This is a genomic window from Parabacteroides sp. AF48-14 (assembly GCF_003477465.1).
GTDB lineage: Bacteria > Bacteroidota > Bacteroidia > Bacteroidales > Tannerellaceae > Parabacteroides > Parabacteroides acidifaciens.
The window spans coordinates 96,510-113,328 of sequence record NZ_QUDI01000013.1; the positions used below are offsets into that span (position 1 = coordinate 96,510).

The 16,819-nt window shown below is 49.1% G+C and carries 12 protein-coding genes and 1 pseudogene; 4 read left to right on the plus strand and 9 right to left on the minus strand.

What is annotated here, in order from left to right; translation table 11 throughout:
• Positions 1-113: 113 nt before the first annotated feature.
• Positions 114-689 (minus strand): RNA polymerase sigma factor, encoded by a 576-nt coding sequence (locus tag DW083_RS08155; RefSeq protein ID WP_115501082.1) that lies wholly within the window; start codon positions 687-689, stop codon positions 114-116.
• Between the two features lie 130 nt (positions 690-819).
• Between DW083_RS08155 and DW083_RS08160 the strand changes: the two genes are divergently transcribed.
• Both DW083_RS08160 and DW083_RS08165 read left to right on the plus strand, forming a co-directional pair.
• Positions 820-4,098 carry a S41 family peptidase gene (locus DW083_RS08160; protein ID WP_122332050.1) on the plus strand — a complete coding sequence of 1,093 codons (3,279 nt, stop codon included), beginning with the start codon at positions 820-822 and terminating at the stop codon, positions 4,096-4,098.
• A 127-nt stretch (positions 4,099-4,225) separates the two neighbouring features.
• Positions 4,226-5,773 carry an ATP-binding protein gene (locus DW083_RS08165; RefSeq protein WP_199659158.1) on the plus strand — a complete coding sequence of 516 codons (1,548 nt, stop codon included), beginning with the start codon at positions 4,226-4,228 and terminating at the stop codon, positions 5,771-5,773.
• Positions 5,774-6,393: 620 nt separating this feature from the next.
• Here DW083_RS08165 and DW083_RS08170 read toward each other — a convergent pair.
• The 8 genes from DW083_RS08170 to DW083_RS08205 form a co-directional block, all read right to left on the minus strand.
• Entirely contained in the window at positions 6,394-7,989 is a 1,596-nt protein-coding gene (locus DW083_RS08170; RefSeq protein ID WP_122332052.1) for a hypothetical protein, read from the minus strand.
• 71 nt (positions 7,990-8,060) lie between these two features.
• On the minus strand, positions 8,061-9,587 hold the full coding sequence (locus tag DW083_RS08175) for a hypothetical protein (RefSeq protein ID WP_147382111.1): 1,527 nt from the start codon (positions 9,585-9,587) through the stop codon (positions 8,061-8,063).
• A 220-nt stretch (positions 9,588-9,807) separates the two neighbouring features.
• On the minus strand, positions 9,808-11,634 hold the full coding sequence (locus DW083_RS08180) for a helix-turn-helix domain-containing protein (RefSeq protein WP_147382112.1): 1,827 nt from the start codon (positions 11,632-11,634) through the stop codon (positions 9,808-9,810).
• 72 nt (positions 11,635-11,706) lie between these two features.
• On the minus strand, positions 11,707-12,333 hold the full coding sequence (locus DW083_RS08185; RefSeq protein WP_115501344.1) for a lysine exporter LysO family protein: 627 nt from the start codon (positions 12,331-12,333) through the stop codon (positions 11,707-11,709).
• Positions 12,330-12,608, minus strand: a complete 279-nt coding sequence (locus tag DW083_RS08190; protein ID WP_115501343.1) for a LysO family transporter — start codon at positions 12,606-12,608, stop codon at positions 12,330-12,332. The genes DW083_RS08185 and DW083_RS08190 overlap by 4 nt, the downstream gene beginning before the upstream one ends.
• 13 nt (positions 12,609-12,621) lie before the next feature.
• Positions 12,622-13,002 (minus strand): hypothetical protein, encoded by a 381-nt coding sequence (locus DW083_RS08195; RefSeq protein WP_233551949.1) that lies wholly within the window; start codon positions 13,000-13,002, stop codon positions 12,622-12,624.
• A gap of 42 nt (positions 13,003-13,044) precedes the next feature.
• Complete coding sequence (locus tag DW083_RS08200; protein ID WP_233547694.1) at positions 13,045-13,383, minus strand: hypothetical protein; 339 nt, start codon at positions 13,381-13,383, stop codon at positions 13,045-13,047.
• 15 nt (positions 13,384-13,398) lie between these two features.
• Positions 13,399-13,653, minus strand: coding sequence for a sigma factor (locus DW083_RS08205; protein ID WP_115501340.1), 255 nt, complete (start codon positions 13,651-13,653; stop codon positions 13,399-13,401).
• A gap of 164 nt (positions 13,654-13,817) precedes the next feature.
• Between DW083_RS08205 and DW083_RS08210 the strand changes: the two genes are divergently transcribed.
• Complete coding sequence (locus DW083_RS08210) at positions 13,818-16,076, plus strand: GH92 family glycosyl hydrolase (protein WP_122332055.1); 2,259 nt, start codon at positions 13,818-13,820, stop codon at positions 16,074-16,076.
• 184 nt (positions 16,077-16,260) lie between these two features.
• Positions 16,261-16,589 (plus strand): annotated as a pseudogene (locus DW083_RS08215) (heavy metal-binding domain-containing protein).
• Positions 16,590-16,819 lie beyond the last annotated feature (230 nt).

Sequence of the window (16,819 nt, forward strand, 5' to 3'; positions counted from 1 at the left end):
CCGAGCGCAACTTGAAACTAAAGTTTCATTTATTTCCTCTGCTTGAAACTAAAGTTTCACCGTCATGGAACTTTTGTTTCATCAGCAAAGAACTAAAGTTCCGTGCCGTGAAACTAAATGAAGAGTGCAAAGAGGAAATTGTATTTCCGCAGCTCCTCACGCAAAACCTTCAAGGCGGCGGATAAATGGTTCTTGACAGTCTGTTCGGACAGCTCCGAGAGGGCGGCTATTTCGGCGTTACTCATTCCCTCCTCGCGGCTCAGCTCAAAGATATTCCGCTGGGCAGGCGTCAGTTTTTGTTTGGCGATTGCTAATTTTTCAAGGAAATCATCATAATATATTTTCTCTACTGAAGTGTTATCCAACAAGTTCTCATCCTCACAGAAGCGGATATAATCTTCAAATTCAGGGCGATTGATTTGTCGGCGGAAAGCATCTATCACATGGTTTTTCGCGATGGTGAATAACATGGATTTGAAGGAACCTTCCACTGACAAAGAGGCACGTATGTTCCAAAGTTTGAGGAATGTCTCCTGCACGATGTCTTCCGCCTGCACCGCTGATTTTGTATGTAGCAGGGCAAATCCATACAAAGAGTCGGCATACATATTATATAATGTATCGAATGCCTCATATGATCCTTTCCGAAGTTTTTTTATAGTATCGCTATGTATGGATGTTTCGTGCATATTGTACCGTCTGCTCCGCTTTTAAGACTGTAAAGATAGAAATAAACTACTAAACGATTACTATTGAGCTTATTTATATCTTTTTTTACAATAATACCGTATCTTTACACCCATTAAAAAAACACGGAGTATGAAATCTTTATTAATCCTGACCTCAGCACTACTATTTACTACCAATGTGCTGGCCGAAAATGATCCGTTATGGATGCGTTATCCGGCTATTTCTCCGAACGGTGAAATGATAGCCTTTACCTACAAAGGCGACATTTATACGGTTCCGGCAAATGGTGGCAAAGCTACCCAGTTGACAACCCATCCGGCTCACGACACACGCCCGGTCTGGTCGCCCGACGGCAACAAGATTGCGTTTGCATCGGACCGCAACGGAAATTTCGACATCTTTGTGGTGGATAAGGAAGGAGGAACGCCGAAACAGCTGACTACGCACTCTGCAAACGAATATCCGGAAACGTTCAGCGATGCCAATCACATCCTCTACTCAGCTGCCATCCAGCAGGATGCCAAAGACAGCCAGTTCCCGTCCGGACAGTTTCCGCAGATTTACCGGATCAGCTTGGACGGCGGTCGCCCGGAACTCTACTCATCTCTCGCCATGGAAAGCCTGTCGCTGAATAAACAAGGCGACAAACTGCTTTATCAAGACAAAAAAGGATATGAAGATCCCTGGCGCAAGCACCACCAGTCGTCTATCACACGCGACATCTGGCTGTGCACGCTCGGACAGGATCGTTCCTTCAAAAAGATTACAGCTTTCCGCGGGGAAGACCGTAACCCGGTATGGACACCGGACGGCTCCGGATTCTACTACCTGAGCGAAGAAAAAGGAAGTTTCAACATATTCAAAAACGACCTGACGGGTAAAAACAGCCGGCAGATCACAACCTACACGACTCATCCCGTCCGTTTCCTGACTTCGGACAACAACGGTAACCTGTGCTACGGATATGACGGCGAAATCTATACCGTAAAAGAGGGAGCACAACCGAAAAAGATCGATGTCCGCATCGTTTCCGACAAAGTAGAGAACGACCTGATCCACCAGCTCAAGACAAGCGGCGCGACCGACATTGCCGTTTCGCCGAGCGGGAAAGAGGTTGCCTTCATCGTCCGCGGCGATGTGTATGTGACTTCCGTCGATTACGAAACGACCAAACAGATCACCAACACCCCGCAGCAGGAACGCGACCTGGATTTCAGTCCTGACGGCCGTTCACTGGTTTACTCTGCCGAAAGGGAAGGAACTTGGGGAGTCTATCAAAGTAGCCTCGTACGCAAAGACGACAAATATTTCACGTATGCGCAGGAGTTGAAAGAAGAACCGTTGGTGGTAACGGGCCAGACCTCTTTCCAACCGATGTATTCGCCGGACGGCAAAGAGGTCGCTTTCCTCGAAAACCGTACGACCTTGCGTGTTATCAACCTGAAGAGCAAACAGATTCGTACCGTTCTGGACGGCAAATACAACTATTCTTATTCCGATGGTGACCAGTATTACCAGTGGTCGCCCGACAGCAAATGGTTCCTTGCCAAATACATCGACATCGGCGGCTGGAACAATACGGACATCGTGCTCGTTAAAGCCGACGGCAGCGGTGAAATGACAAACCTGACCGAAAGCGGTTACTCCGACAACAATGCCAAATGGGTGCTGGATGGAAAAGCCATGATCTGGTCGTCCGACCGTGCCGGTTTCCGCAGTCATGGCAGCTGGGGAGCAGAAGACGATATCTATATCATGTTCTTCGACGCCGAAGCATACGACAAATTCCGTCTTTCCAAAGAGGAACAGGCTTTGCTTGACGACGAAAAGGACAAGAAAGACGAAGATAAAGACAAAGACGCAAAAGACAAAGACAAGAGCAAAGACAGCAAAAAAGATAAGGATAAAGACGCCGACAAGAAAAAGGATGAGAAAGACAAACCGGTCGAGCCGCTCAAATTCGACTTGGCCAACCGTAAGGACCGCGTTATGCGCCTGACGGTCAATTCGTCATTCTTAGGTGATGCCGTCCTGACTCCGAAAGGCGACAAACTGTATTACTGCGCCGCTTTCGAAGACGGTTACGATCTGTGGGAACATAACTTCAAGGAAAACACAACCAAGCTGCTGATCAAAGGTGTCGGTGGCGGCACGATGTTCTCCGACAAGAAAGGCGAAAACATCTTCCTCATATCGAGAGGCCAGTTGAAGAAAATTGAAATCAAAGACAGCAAGACGAAGCCGATCGCATTCAAAGCCGAATTTGCTTACCGCGCGGCCAAAGAGCGCGAATATATCTTCCACCACACTTGGCGTCAGGTATTGGAGAAGTTCTACGATCCGGCAATCCACGGCATCGACTGGGCGGGATATGAAAAAGCGTATGAAAAGTTCCTTCCGCATATCAACAACAATTATGACTTTGCAGAAATGCTTTCCGAAATGCTGGGCGAGCTGAACGGCTCCCATACAGGCGCACGCTATTACTCATCATCCTCTGCTCCGGCAACAGCCAGCTTAGGTGCTTTCTACGATAACAGCTATACGGGCGACGGATTGAAGATCATGGAAATCATTGCGAAAGGTCCGTTGACACAAGCCGATACCAAAATCAAACCGGGCTGTATCATCGAGAAGATCGACGGCACAAGCATCAAGGGCGGCGAAGATTATTATCCGTTGTTGAACGGAAAAGCGGGCAAGAAAATCTTATTGTCCGTCTATAATCCGGCAACCAAAGAGCATTTCGAGGAACAGGTGAAACCGATCACTTACGGCGCACAGTCCAACCTGCTATACAAACGTTGGGTGGAACAGAAACGCCAGATGGTCGACAAGCTGTCAAACGGCAAAATCGGTTATGTGCACATACAAGGCATGAACAGCCCGAGTTTCCGCGAAACATATTCCGAATTGTTAGGCCGTTGCCGTAACAAGGAAGCTGTAATCGTCGACACACGCCACAATGGCGGCGGCTGGTTGCATGAAGACCTGGCAATCCTGCTGAGCGGGGAAGTTTACGCCAAGTTCACTCCGCGCGGACAGTTCATCGGTAACGACCCGTTCAACCGTTGGACCAAACCGTCGTGCGTACTGATGTGCGAAGACAACTATTCCAACGCACATGGTTTCCCCTGGACTTACAAGACGTTGAAGATCGGCAAACTGATCGGCGCACCGGTGCCGGGAACAATGACTGCCGTCTGGTGGGAATCACAAATCGACCCGACGATCGTCTTCGGTATCCCGCAGGTCGGCATGCAAGATATGCAAGGCCGCTACCTCGAGAACCAGGAACTCGAACCGGACATCGAAGTCTACAACTCTCCTGAATCCCAACTGAAAGGCGAAGACCGCCAGTTGGAAGAAGCAGTGAAAGAGATGCTGAAAGAAGTAGGCAACAAATAACAAAAGAGAAAGGGGTGTTCTTGACGGGACATCCCTTTCTTGTCTTAAAACTTTCCCCGGCTACATTGTTTTATCAGCAGGAAAATCATATCTTTGTATTATTCAGAATCCTAAAGACCATTCGATCATGAGCAAGGTTTATCCAGTTGGAATACAGAACTTCGAAAAGATTCGCAAAGACGATTTTTTTTATATTGATAAAACAGCCTTGGTTTATCAATTAGTTAAAAACGGCAACTACTATTTCCTCAGCCGCCCGCGCCGCTTTGGAAAGAGCTTACTTATCTCCACGCTCGAAGCCTATTTTGAAGGGAAACGCGAACTCTTCGAAGGACTTGCCATTGAAAAACTGGAAAAGGACTGGGTGAAGCGCCCCGTCTTGCATTTGGATCTCAACACAGAAAAATATGAAACGCCGGAAAGCATAGAGAATATATTAAATGATACGCTTTGCCAATGGGAAAAGATCTATGGAACAGAACCTTCGGAAACATCTCTCCCGCTCCGTTTCAAAGGGATTATCCGGCGGGCTAATGAGAAGACGGGACACCGCGTTGCCATCCTCGTAGATGAATATGACAAACCGATGTTGCAAGCTATTGGTAATGAAGAGCTGCAACGATCTTTCCGCAGCACTCTGCAAGCCTTTTACAGCGTAATCAAGACAATGGACGGCTACATCAAATTTGCTTTTCTAACAGGCGTTACCAAGTTTGGCAAGATCAGCGTGTTCAGCGCATTAAACAATTTGATGGACCTGTCGATGTGGAACGATTATGTCGCCCTGTGCGGTATTACCGAGCAGGAATTACGTGACAATTTCAAAGAAGGTATTGAAGAATTAGCCAAGGCACAACGTATGACTTACGAGGAAACATGCGCCGTACTGAAAGAGAACTACGACGGTTATCACTTCACGGAAGACAGCATCGGCATATACAATCCATTCAGCCTGTTAAACACTTTCGCCAAGCGCAAGTTCGGAAACTACTGGTTTGAAACAGGAACACCCACTTATCTGGTCGAATTGCTAAAGATGCACGACTATGATCTGCACGAGATGGCTCATGTGGAAACAGATGAAGATACCTTGAACAGTGTCGATTCGTCCTCCACAAACCCGATCCCCGTCATTTATCAAAGCGGATATCTGACAATCAAAGAATACGACCAACGTTTCGGCACTTATCGCTTGGGCTTTCCCAACCGTGAAGTGGAAGAGGGTTTCATGAAATTCCTCCTCCCTTTCTATGCCAATATAACAAAAGTTGACACCACTTTCAACATACAGAAATTCGTTCGTGAAATCGAAAGCGGCGATTACGACTCTTTCTTCCGCCGCCTGCAAAGTTTCTTTGCCGACACGCCATACGAATTAATCCGTGATCTGGAACTGCATTATCAGAACGTTCTTTTCATTGTCTTCAAGCTGATCGGGTTCTATGTAAAAGCAGAATATCATACTTCCAATGGGCGGATCGATCTGGTTTTACAAACGAATGATTTCATCTATATCATGGAGTTTAAACTCAACGGAACTGCCGAAGAGGCCCTCCGGCAAATCAACGAAAAGAATTACGCACAGCCTTTCGCCTCCGATCCGCGCAAACTGTTCAAGATCGGAATCAATTTCAGCAATGAGACAAGGAATATCGAACAATGGATAGTGGAGTAAGAAAATAAAGACATCATCATACAAATAATGCGCGAATTGCTGGATAAGCACTGTATCTGTATAAGAAGGTCCTGACTTGTCAAGACCGCCTGTAAAATGGTATTGCAGTGCTTCATGGGGTTGTTGTGCCGTAAAGGAAGGAACCACCCGGCAGATAGAACGAGCGATACGGGATGTGTGCTCCTTCCATACCTACTCGCTGTTCATGTCACAATCGTGAAACAAAAGAAATCCAACTGTAACATAGAAGGAAGACAGTTGTGACATAAAAAGAATACAGCCGTAACATACAATAGAGAACCGATGTTTATCCGTTATTGATCCATTATTTGCCAGATTTGAAACAACAAATAATGATTTATCGGTGCGTCGCTACGTTTGTATTACCGGACGCAGATTTCGCAGACGGCGCAGAGGAACGCAGATCATTTATTGTTTTAAAAGAAAATAAGTCTGCGTTCTTCTGCGTAATCTGCGCCCGTCTGCGTCCGGTAAATACGAGCAAACACACCGTTAAATCATCATTTACAGGTTCACTTTTTCTTAGTTTCGCACCACTACCTTACGGACGATATCGCCGATCCATACGATATAGACTCCCGTCGGCAATTGCCGACGATTCAGCCCCGGGCTGCCTTGAAGATGTCTACCAAACGGCCGTCGAGCGAGAGGATGCGGATGGGGATGGCGGAGGCATTGACTCCAGCTAAGAAACCGTCTGGGAGCAGGATACAAAGTGCAGACGGTTCCGTCCAAATCCGCGGAAGAGCGGAACGATCGGCGGCATGCGGGTCGGTGATCGACTCGTTGGCTACCGGCAAGTTGGGGTAGAGGCCGTCGATGTAGATCTCGACGTCGCCGAGGACGTTCTTCAGCAGGTAGGCGCCGTCGCTGCTGCGGGCAGTGAGCGTCTCGCCACGGTCAGTCGTGACAACAGGTTGCGACTCCGAGTAGGCGGTGTCGAGCGTGAGATAGAAGCGGAAGGTTCTCCCGGCTTCGATCGTGTAAGAACCCGGTCTGGGGTTAGTCACGGCTCCCTCTACGGCGGGAAGGGTGACGGTGTGGTAGACCGTAGGAGGTGGTGGCGGCGCCACGTAGGTGAAGCGGGCACTCAGCCAGAGGTCGGCGGCGGGCATCGGGATGGTCGTGCCGGATACCGGGGTGGTGACATCATCAGCGGTAGTGCCGGAGAAGAAGCCGTCGAAGCGGTAATTGTTGGCGGCGGAAGGCTTCAGCGACAGGGTAATGCCGGGGGTAACAGCGTAGCCATCTAATATGTCTAATCCAGTGGCTTCGTCAAACACCTGCAGTTTGCCCCCTTTAGCAGGCTGCACGATATAAAGCTTCGGGCGGGCGGGTAGTAGACCGGGAGCGTCTATCAACGGCTGGGTGTCGGACGTCCAGTCGCCATAGGTGGGGTTGCCGTCGGTGTCTTCGCCCGTTATCATCTTCAACTGCGGAAGCTTCCCGTCTGTCCATGTCCAGGCAGCATTCCAAGCGGCTTCGGCTTCGTCCGATACTCCTTTCAAATCGTCCTCGAAGGTATCGAGCCAGGTGTCGGCGCCGTCCCAGGATGACGGGTCGTTACTGTGGACGGGAGAGCCGTTTACCTTTGTTTGGGTAGAAGCATAGTTGGAGCCAGAGTCTCTCCCCTCACCCCTCACTCGATGAATAAAATAACCTCTTCCTATTATCTCTCCATTCAAAGCCAGGTTGTTCGATAGATTATCCTGGGGAGAGCCGCAAATACCGCCGGCGGCAAGGGTAGTTCCCCCCTTTACCTCGACCTTTCCTGTGGCGTAGGTGTAGGAGAGTTCCCCATTTGCATATCCCGCAATACCACCGGCATAAGAATCTCTAGTGCCTGTCGCTTCCACATCGACCAGGGTGTAACAGTGGGTAATCCGAACTATACCGTCTCTCTCAACGGTATGGCCTGTTATTCCCCCGGCATAAGCATCCTTTCCCGCCCCGGTTATCCTCACGCCGCCTTTTCCTGTTACATAACAGTTGCGGAGAATGACGGTTTTCCCACTACTAAAGGCAGTTATCTTTCCGGCTATCCCTCCGGCATAGACATACCCTTTCTTCGCCGACACCACTATCCCGGCGTCTGCCAGTTCGACACCCAGGTTTTGGAGAGTGCCGTCCTTTACATAGCCGAATAATCCGGCTAAAGTCCAACTGTCATCGCCACTTTCGACGTGAAGATCCATCTTCAAGCCGCTTACCGTATGGCCTTTGCCGTCGAAATGGCCACAGAACGGGTAGCCTTGGCCACCCGTCCCTATCGGCGTCCACTCTCCCCCCGCCAGGTCGATGGTGGCGGAGAGGGCGAAGTACTTGCCAGAGAAGCGTCTGTGTTGTCAATCTCGGTACTGTTATCACCGCCAACCTTCAATTTCTCATTATTATTCACCTGCTGCGCCAGATACGCCAGTTCCTGGGGAGTAGCTATCAGGATGGGGTCGCCTTTTGTGCCGGTGCCGGAATTTGCGATAGAGGTTGCAGCACAGTCAGCCCAGGGAGCGTGCGGCAGATAGTCGCCGACGCTTATTGAGGGTTGGCTGCCGAACGCATTCTCGCTGTAGCCGGTGGGTTTGCCTTTGTCGTCTTCGCCCGTTATCATCTTCAACTGCGGAAGCTGCCCGTCTGTCCATTCCCAGGCGTCTTTCCAGGCGGTTTCGTTACCGGGCGTTGTTCCGATCAGATCATCCTTGAATTTATCGGACCAGGTAGCGGCGCCGGAGTTTGAACCGGCGTCTGTACCGGCGGCGAGCTGGCCGTTAACGAGCATATCGGGGTTGGCATAGTTGGAGCCGAGGGTTGTAGAAGAAGAAGAATTCTGCCCGAGCACCCTGCCGCTATAGCTATCGCTGCCGCTTATCTCTTTATTCAATGCCAAGTTGTTGGTGAGTGATCCCTCGTAGCTATACCCGCAAATGCCGCCGGCACTTCCATTCTTTCCCGTCACCGTTCCTGTGGCGTAGGTGAAGGAGAGGGTTCCGTCTTCAAGCTCTCCGACAATACCGCCGGTGTATATTAATCCTGTCACATCGACCGTTGCGTAACAATGGGTGAGGGTTACGCTTTGAGTGCCGACACTACCTGCTTTATTCACGTATCCGGCTATTCCTCCGGCATAAGCAGAACCACCCCTACTATATTCTGTAATCGTCACTCCCCCGCTCCCCGTCACGTAGCAGTTACGGATGGTGGCGGCTCCGCCAGATCCGGTTATCTTTCCGACTATTCCTCCGGCATAGACAACCCCGCCGGTTGAACCCGCCTTTATCCCATCATCCGACAGTTCGACACCCAGGTTTTGGATCGTGCCGTCATATATGCAGCCGAATAATCCGGCGTATATATAACCGCTTCCATTACTCATATCCACCTTCAACCCCTTCACGACATGGCCTTGGCCATCGAAATGGCCGCAGAAATCGTGCATATACGTCCCTATCGGCGTCCACTCTATCCCGGCCAGGTCGATGTTGCGGGAGAGGGCGAAGTAGTAGCCGGAAAAGCCGCCTTTATAATTCTGTTCTCCGCTTTTATCTATCTCCCCATCCGTTCCATACGACAGTTTCTTCCCCCCGTCATTCACCTGCTGTGCGAAATACGCCAGTTCCTTGGCGGTGGCTATCAGGATGGGGTTACCTTTTGTGCCGTCACCACCGTTTTCATTCTCTATCGTGCTCTTCGAACCATCACCCTCCTGCCCTGCTGCCGGAAGGGTAAATAATAAGAAAAAGAACAGAGTAGCCAGAAGGCGCAAGGCTGTCGGATAAGTGGAAATGTTTACTTTCATAATATTTGTCATTTTCATTGATAATCGTTTATTTAGTTTCCTGCTCCAATGCTTACCACAGAGCCGCAAAGGGACAGGCCAAAGTACGGACATACTCACATCTATTTTCAGCAGCAATCTATAAAAGAAGGAGGAAGAATCTGTCACAAATTGCAAAATGAGACAAATTTCCGGGCAAGAGAATGACATTTCACCGGTGTCGGGATGTTATTCGGGAGAGCTATGGCTCTGTCTGCGCCTCCCTGTTTTTGCGATATGTAGCGGGATTGATACCGGTTTGCGCCTTAAAGACACGGTAGAAAGTTTGCCGGGTTGCAAATCCGGCATCGAAAGCGATAGCCTCAAACGAGAGAGAATCGTTTGCCGGATCGGAAAGCAGAAGGATCGCTTGGCGGACACGACACTCGTTGACAAAAGAGGAGAAAGATTTGCCGTAAACAGTATTGATGGCTTTCGAGATCAGGTTGCGGTGGACGCCCAGGCGTTTCGAAAGAGTCTCAAGGTTGAGATCTGCATTCAGATAGATTTGCTCATCCTCAAACAGTCGGTTTATGCTTTCCATCAGTGATACATCTATGTTATCGGCCGGCACGACAGGCGCAACACGCGAAGTACTCTCTGCCCACTCGCGGCTGCGGGAGGCCAGTTTACGATAGGCCTGATGTTTCTTGCGGTAAAGGATAGATATAATAATCAGAGCAATCAAGATGATTCCCGCCGTCACTCCCATGACAACCGACACATGCCGGAAGGACTTGACTTGCAGCTCCTTCCGGGCGTTCTCCGATTCAAAGAGCTCCTGCTCGGCACGAAGGATAATCAGGGTATTGTATTTATCTTCATACCGGCGGAAAGCCGTCATCATAGAATCGAGGTAACAACGGGCTTTGAGAGCGTCGCCCCGGTGTGCATAGTAGCGGTTCAGAAGAGAATAATAGTAACAGCTATTCTCATCGGCCGAATCCGGATTCATGTGGACACTGTCGAGTATGGCATATGCTGCCCCCGGGTCGTCTTTCTCCAAGTAGCATTCGGCCATTTTCAACTCGACGGCAGTAGACAGCGACGAAGCTTTCTCCTCCTTTAAAGCAGGTAAACAAAGTTTGAATATACGTAACGGTACATCAAACCGTCCCCGCTTCATCTCGTTGCCGGCCAGACCTGTAAGGGCAATCAAATCATACACCGGACGCATCTTTACCTGGTCAGGACTGTTCCACATGGAGAGGAAATAGTAGTCCGACTGTTCGAGATCACCAATGGAGGCATAATATTCAGCCAGGCTATGTCGCGCCCTCAAGTTAGCGCGGTCTGCCATATGGCGGGGCCCGTCGTCACGCAGGGATTTTTTCAGGTAGGGAATGGAGCGATCATAATCCCGGAATGCGTGGTAGGCATTTCCTATCATGAAATAGGTGGCTTTCCGGTCGAAGAACTCTTCGTCGGTCAGTTGGTCGAGCCGGGCAGCTGCCAGCCGGGCGAAACGGAAAGCCCTGGCATAATGGCCGCTGAGGTAAGACTCGTTAAAGATCAGGCGGAGAAGGAAGATTTCCTCTCTGGTGTTACCTTCGGCCGCTACTTTCCGGGCCAGCCTGTACAAATCGTCCATAGCGGCATCGAAGCGGGTACTGTCGGCCCTGGAGAGGTTGACCAGAAGGGGGAGAAATTCGGCAGCATAGGTTATCTCCGGGTTGTTGTAACGGAGGGCCATTTGCCGGACTTTCCTGATCTCGGCTGCGGCCCGGACATCACTCATGTAAGATACTATATCATAATAATAGTAATAAAGCTCGTCTTCAACGGTGTGATAACCACGGGTTGCCAGGTAGTGAAAAAGTGTGTCGGAGTTGTAATAGCGCATCTCACCGTATTTGTCAACATAGATACTGTCGGAGGGGGCTACCTTGATCCGTGTCATCGAACGCATAGGGGCATAGTGGCGAATCTGTACGGTATCGAGGAAAAGTGACAAGTCGATAGCCTGTCCTTTCACCGGCAGGAAAAAGTAACAAAGAAACAGGAGAAACAGGATACCGACTTTATTCATATCAAATAAGACCTGCAGCAAATATACTCTTTTTCATCCACAAAACAGGGATACAACGTAATTAAAGAGCATTTACATCGAACAGAAAAACGACACAAAGAACGGGACAGTAAAATCAACAATTATCCCGTGAAAGATAGAGACGAAGACGAGATCTTTCCCTGAATAGCGGGTAATAATCGGCAAAGTCGTATCCATCGTCGTGGCACCTCCGGCACAGATTGGCGCCAACCGTCCGAAATATTTCACAAAAAGAGGAGCGCCAAGCAAAGCCATGATCTCACGCATGATATTTGCCATCAACGCAATAGTCCCCAATTCGGTAGCCAACTGGACACCTAAAGAGGGCTCTTTCAACTGCGTAATCAGGATGGACGAAAGCGAGTAGTAGGCAAAACCGCTTCCCACCGCCAGGCAATCGAACACACTCCATTTTGAAAGCAACAAGCTGATCAAAGCGGAAAAGACCAGTGTCCCGACAATCGTAGACAAAGGAACTAAAAGTAACTTCGGACGGATACTGCCGAGTATTTCCTTTAATTTCTTGTCACTTCCGATACTCAGCCCGACCTGGAACATCAATAGATATAACACATATACCGTAAGATCGCCCTTGACCAGCACATCCGGCAGCAGGCCGCTCCATCCCAACAGGCAACCGAGTACAAAGAACCCGACAACAATCAAGCTGCCCTTCATCCGCGACTCCTTTCTTTAAAAAACAGATTATACACGCCCCAAGCTGCCAATACGCTTCCCGCCGTGCCCGCCAAGGCAAGCAAAAAGGCCTGTCCTCCGAGCGTAGCCAGGTTATCCACGATCTCTTTATTCGCTCCGACCGATATGCCGAGCAGGAAAAGAAGCAGAAAAATCGTATAGGAGATCGGCTTGCCTATCTTTTGCAAAAGTTCGATTTTGCGCAAAAGGTAGCCTGCGGCAATACCCGCGAACATAATACCAATGACTGTAAACATATATCAGAATGGCCTATTTTGCAGAATCAGCGTTAGCTGTTTTGGTGAATACTACAGGGATTTCCATTCCTCCGGCATCCGCATTTCCAGACAGCTTATTCTTATCAACTTGTCTGAAAGTCAAATAAACGTCTGTTCCGTCTACATAGAATTCACATTTATACGTTTCGTTCTCCTTCTTGATCTCACCGACAGTCATTTCAGAGCCACTGATTGTAAAGACAGCAGACAGCTTACCGCCATTTTCCTTAAACTGGCATGTTCCTTCCTGATAGCCATAAGGAGCATCAGGAGCAGAGTAACTCCACTTCCCGACTACCGAGCCTGATTTATCCTGCGCATAAAGAGACAGGCACATCATCATACAGAGAAGTGCCGCAAACGCTTTTTTCATATTAGCCTTCATAGTAACTAAAATTAAATTATACTTAGTGCTTCAAAGATAAACATTATCGGAAATAAAAGAAGTAGTCAGCAAAAGAATAAATAGAATAATGCAGAAGATAATAGTAGCTGCCAAGGCCGAAAGAATCAGACGCCGGTATTTTTTCCTGCGGGCGCAGGCGATACGTTCGATGATTTTATGGTCGAACTCACTGCCCAACGGAGGCAGCTCTTCAGCTTCGGGAGTTTGAAACCATACTTGGTAAGGACGGAATTCCGGAGGGATGACCTTGCCGGAAAAGAAGTTGCGTAATTCGCGTTCCTCTTCTATGGTGGTGATACATCTCCAGTACTTATCGAGCAGTATATGTATCCGGTTATAATCCATCATTCCCTCTCGCTAAAATTACCTGACGGCAAACTGTTCCCGCTTGCCGGAATAAAGACAGGTACGTTGCAAAGCCATATTACGCGTCACCATCAGGCAGTAGGCAGGCAAGTCTTCAATCACCATCCACGTCCCCCGCTGGTTCCATACCTTCAACATTGTTTCCTGTACAATCTGTTCCGATACATTCCGGTCTCCCGTAATCCGGAAAGCGACCCGGTACAGATTATCCTTCAAAGGCAATATCCGTTTTATAAATTCGTCTGTTCTCATCTCTGTTATTATAGACGAGTGAGGGGCGGGTAAGGTTGCAATTTCCGGTGACTTTTTTTCGGAAGAAAAATAAGAAATTCCCGTATATTGTTCTTTTTCATTACCTTTGTATGGTTGAAAATAATAATTTATCCTTTTAGGAGATAAAACACAAATAATATAACATGAAGAAGACAGTCCTATTCCTTCAGGCTGCTGTGCTTGGTTTTCTGGCAGCTTGCAGCCAGCCGTCCGACCAGGAACAGCTACGTGATGAAATTCAGTATGTAAACCCATTTATCGGAACCGGATTTCACGGGCATACTTTTCCCGGTGCAACCCGTCCGTTTGCACTTGTGCAGGTCAGTCCGGATACACATATCATGGGCTGGGATGCCAGCAGCGGATATCATTACGATGATAACCAGATATACGCGTTCAGCCATACGCACCTGTCAGGCACAGGAATCGGCGACTTAGGAGATGTGGCGATTCTTCCTTTCTCCGGCGGCGATTCGATCAAACCGGTTGCGACATTTAAAAAAGAAACAGAAAAGGCAACGCCGGGCTATTACGCCGTCCGTCTCGATAACTTCGGGATCAACGTGGAACTGACCAGTACGGACCGCGTGGGCTTCCATAAATATACGTACGATAATCCGAAAGATCGCCGTGTGATGCTCGACCTCGGACACGTCTTGCAGCCGAACTGGGGACATAAACTGGTGGGCAACGAATATCTCTTTGTAAATGATTCGACGGTAGAAGGAACTGTCAAGACACAAGGATGGGCGCATTTCCATTCCGTATCTTACCGGATCACATTCTCCGAACCGATCGAGACGCTTTACCAATATATCGGCGGGGAGTTGCGGAAAGATTCTCTCTTCCTCCGCCTTCATACAACAGACGGCCTGAAGTTCCACTATAAGTTTGCCGAAAGCAGTAAACCGCTTTATGTAAAAGTGGCGATTTCCCCCGTCGATACGGATGGTGCGGAAAAGAATATGCTGGCCGAACTCCCGGGCTGGGATTTCGAGGCCACACGCCAGGAATCGGCAGGCATCTGGAACAAAGCTTTAAACGATATCCAGATTGAAAGCTCCGACCCGAAAGTAATGGTGAACTTCTACACAGCGCTCTATCACACGATGATCGCTCCATATGCCTACCAAGACGTAGACGGACGTTACTTAGGAATGGACAAGAAAGTCCACCGGGCAGAGCCGGGGTATGTGAACTATTCTGTATTCTCGCTCTGGGACACCTTCCGCGCACTCCATCCGCTGATGACCATCATCCAGCCGGATCGGGCTGCCGATTGGGGGAAAGTGCTGGTACAGGGATATAAAGAGGGTGGCATCCTTCCGAAATGGCCGTTGGCTTCGAGCTACACAGGCTGTATGGTCGGCTATCCGGCCGTATCCGTATTGGCGGACCTGGTGACCAAAGACCTGGCGGAAGGTGACTTGAACCTATGGGCGGAAGCCGGTGCACGTTCTTCGGTCTACCGGGATGATCTGGCGGAGAAGTTCAAAGGGACACGCGAACTGGATCTGATTACCCGTCATCCCTATTTTAAAGAAAAATATGGTTTCGTCCCGGCAGACTCCGTCCCTGAATCGGTTTCCTGGGGGCTCGAAATGGCTTACTACGACTGGTGCATCTCCCAGATCGCCGATAAAGCCGGCAATATGGAACTGGCCAAAGAATATGCTGCAAAAGCAGAATACTACAAACGTTATCTGGACCCGGAAACCAAGATGATGCGCGGTGTGATGGCCGACGGTTCCTTCCGTACCCCGTTTAATCCCCGCTACTCATCACACATGAAGAGTGATTACACCGAAGGAAACGCCTTCCAATGGAGTTTCTTCGCCCCGCACGACATGGACAACTTTATCGCTACGATCGGAGGCAGGAAAGAGCTGGAAACGCGTCTGGACACCTTGTTCACGACTTCCTCCCAGGTTGACGGAGAAGAAGCATCCGGCGATATCACCGGATTGATCGGCCAATACGCCCACGGTAACGAACCGAGCCACCACATGGCCTACCTGTATAACTGGACGGATGCGCCCTGGAAAGGACAGGAACGGTTGGATCAGATCATGCAAAACTTCTACACCAACGAGCCGGACGGTATCATCGGAAACGAGGATTGCGGACAGATGTCCGCCTGGTATGTGCTGAGTGCGTTAGGACTCTATCAGGTTTCCCCGGGCATTCCAGTCTATACATTGGGACGGCCAATGGTCGACAAGGCGCTGATCCACGTGAAAGGCGGCATATTCGAGATTCTGGTAAAGAATAACAGCGCTGCCAACAAGTATGTAAAAGAGGTTAAGCTGAACGGCCAGGTACTCGATACTCCGTTTATCAACCACAGCGACATCGTCAAAGGCGGTAAACTGGAATTTATAATGAGCGAGACACACAACTAAAAAAAGCGATGCCTATCGGCTTTCAAACCGACAGGCATCGCTTGATAAACGGACAGGCATCGCTTTAAAGACGAAACGGTTCTCTTATGCAAAAGGGAACCGTTTCGTCTTTTTTATATAGCAAGATAACGCAATATACCACAGAATAAATATATTTGTTGCCATATATCATAAAAACAAAGCCATGTTAATAACGACAACAAACAACCTCGAAGGAAAAGAAATAACCCAGTACTTCGGAATCGTCTCCGGCGAAACGATTATCGGAGCCAATCTGTTCAAAGATCTCTTTGCCAGCATTCGTGATATAGTAGGCGGCCGCGCCAGTTCCTATGAAGCGTATTGCGCAAGGCCAAAGACAGCGCATTAGCCGAAATGAGCCAGCAAGCCGCCCAGATGGGAGCCAATGCAGTGATAGCGGTCGATCTGGATTATGAAACAGTAGGCGATACAGGCAGTATGCTTATGGTCACGGCAGCCGGAACAGCCGTACGCTATCGGGATAAAGCATAAGCATCTTTCCACTATAAAGACTTGCGTCTTACTCGCAAAAAACGCCGACGGTTTTTGAAAACTGTCAGCGCTTTTTGTGTCTCTTCTATAAACAGAAAAAGGAGTCAGTTCATTTGAACTAACTCCTCTTCACTTCGCTTTCGCTTTTAAAACGGCGGCTATCTACTCTCCCACTTTTACGCAGTACCATCGACGTGGTTGGGCTTAACTTCTCTGTTCGGAATGGGAAG

Coding starts and splice junctions, on each gene's coding strand:
- DW083_RS08155 (WP_115501082.1), bottom strand. CDS start 689: ATGCACGAAACATCCATACATAGCGATACTATAAAAAAACTTCGGAAA.
- DW083_RS08160 (WP_122332050.1), top strand. CDS start 820: ATGAAATCTTTATTAATCCTGACCTCAGCACTACTATTTACTACCAAT.
- DW083_RS08165 (WP_199659158.1), top strand. CDS start 4,226: ATGAGCAAGGTTTATCCAGTTGGAATACAGAACTTCGAAAAGATTCGC.
- DW083_RS08170 (WP_122332052.1), bottom strand. CDS start 7,989: ATGGATCTTCACGTCGAAAGTGGCGATGACAGTTGGACTTTAGCCGGA.
- DW083_RS08175 (WP_147382111.1), bottom strand. CDS start 9,587: ATGAAAGTAAACATTTCCACTTATCCGACAGCCTTGCGCCTTCTGGCT.
- DW083_RS08180 (WP_147382112.1), bottom strand. CDS start 11,634: ATGAATAAAGTCGGTATCCTGTTTCTCCTGTTTCTTTGTTACTTTTTC.
- DW083_RS08185 (WP_115501344.1), bottom strand. CDS start 12,333: ATGAAGGGCAGCTTGATTGTTGTCGGGTTCTTTGTACTCGGTTGCCTG.
- DW083_RS08190 (WP_115501343.1), bottom strand. CDS start 12,608: ATGTTTACAGTCATTGGTATTATGTTCGCGGGTATTGCCGCAGGCTAC.
- DW083_RS08195 (WP_233551949.1), bottom strand. CDS start 13,002: ATGAAAAAAGCGTTTGCGGCACTTCTCTGTATGATGATGTGCCTGTCT.
- DW083_RS08200 (WP_233547694.1), bottom strand. CDS start 13,383: ATGATGGATTATAACCGGATACATATACTGCTCGATAAGTACTGGAGA.
- DW083_RS08205 (WP_115501340.1), bottom strand. CDS start 13,653: ATGAGAACAGACGAATTTATAAAACGGATATTGCCTTTGAAGGATAAT.
- DW083_RS08210 (WP_122332055.1), top strand. CDS start 13,818: ATGAAGAAGACAGTCCTATTCCTTCAGGCTGCTGTGCTTGGTTTTCTG.